At 54.1% G+C, this 1,245-nt stretch carries 2 protein-coding genes; both read left to right on the top strand.

The genetic code is table 11. The annotated features are described in order from the left end of the window. Positions 1–84: 84 nt before the first annotated feature. Positions 85–444, top strand: a complete 360-nt coding sequence (tnpB, locus tag B347_RS0106885; RefSeq protein ID WP_019408967.1) for an IS66 family insertion sequence element accessory protein TnpB — start codon at positions 85–87, stop codon at positions 442–444. An 18-nt stretch (positions 445–462) separates the two neighbouring features. After that, positions 463–1,245, top strand: a 783-nt coding sequence (locus B347_RS0106880) for an IS66 family transposase (protein ID WP_033387353.1), incomplete at its 3' end; no start/stop codon positions are given.

The following is a 1,245-nucleotide window of genomic DNA, read 5'->3' as shown; positions in this document are numbered from 1 at the left end:
GTAAGCGCTCCATAAACCCCACATTCAAAGCGCTTAGCTGATCCCGGATGCTGTGCTCCCGATTCCCTTAGGAGCCCGCTCGCCATGATGCGACCCGATGCTAAAGTCGAAAAAGTGTATCTGTACCCCAAGCCCGTCGACTTCCGAAAATCTATCGACGGCTTGGCGGCTCTGGTCGAGCTGGATATTAAAGTTGCCGTATTCGACCCTGTGCTTTTCGTTTTCCTCAACAAACCCCGCAACCGAGTGAAAATTTTATATTGGGAGCGCAACGGCTTCTGCCTTTGGCTCAAACGCCTTGAATCCGAACGGTTCAAAACTTCGCCTGACGCCAGCGACGAGGCGATCGTTCTGACCGTCCAGGAACTCAACTGGCTGCTCGATGGCTTTGACCTCTGGCGCAACCGTCCTCATCAAGTTTTGACGCCGCGATTCGTAGCCTGATTCGGTATAATCCAGGGCATGAATTCCTTGCCCGAAAATCTTCCAGATGATCCCGTTCTGCTCAAGCAAATGCTTGGGCAGATGCTCGACGAGCGTCAGTTGGATAAGGGAAAGATTGTTCGGTTAGAAGAACAAAATGCGCTCTTGCTTCAGCGCCTGTTCGGACGAAAGTCCGAACAAACAGCTGATACGGCAACGCCACAACTGGCCCTCTTCAATGAAGTAGAGAGCGTCGTCGAGTCTATCGACGAAGCAACAGATGAAGAGGTCGTTGCCCCGACCAAGCACCGCGGCAAACGCAAGCCATTACCCACCGACTTGCCGCGTATCGAAATCATCCACGAACTTCCCGAGCATGAACTGACGTGCGTCTGCGGTTGCCGCAAACACACTATTGGCGAAGAAGTCAGCGAGCAGCTTGAAATCGTGCCGATGCAGATCCGTGTGATCAAACACGTTCGAAAAGTTTACGGTTGCCGCGACTGCGAGATGGCGCCGGTCACTGCGGACAAGCCGGCTCAACTGATTGAAAAAAGCATGGCCAGCCCAAGTGTTCTGGCGATGTTGTTGACGACTAAATACGTCGACGGGCTACCCCTTCACCGTTTCGAAAAAGTCTTGGGCCGCCATGGCGTCGATATCCCGCGCCAGACGTTGGCACGCTGGGTTATTCAGTGCGGTGAACACTTCCAGCCGCTGCTGAATTTAGTGCGCGATAGCCTGTTGAGCAGCCGTGTCATTCACTGCGATGAAACGCGTGTGCAGGTGTTGAAAGAGCCTGGCCGAGACCCCGGCAGCCAG

The sequence above is a fragment of the Pseudomonas psychrophila HA-4 genome, from assembly GCF_000282975.1.
Classification (GTDB): Bacteria; Pseudomonadota; Gammaproteobacteria; order Pseudomonadales; family Pseudomonadaceae; genus Aquipseudomonas; species Aquipseudomonas psychrophila_A.
This window is presented reverse-complemented; position numbering and strand designations above follow the sequence as displayed.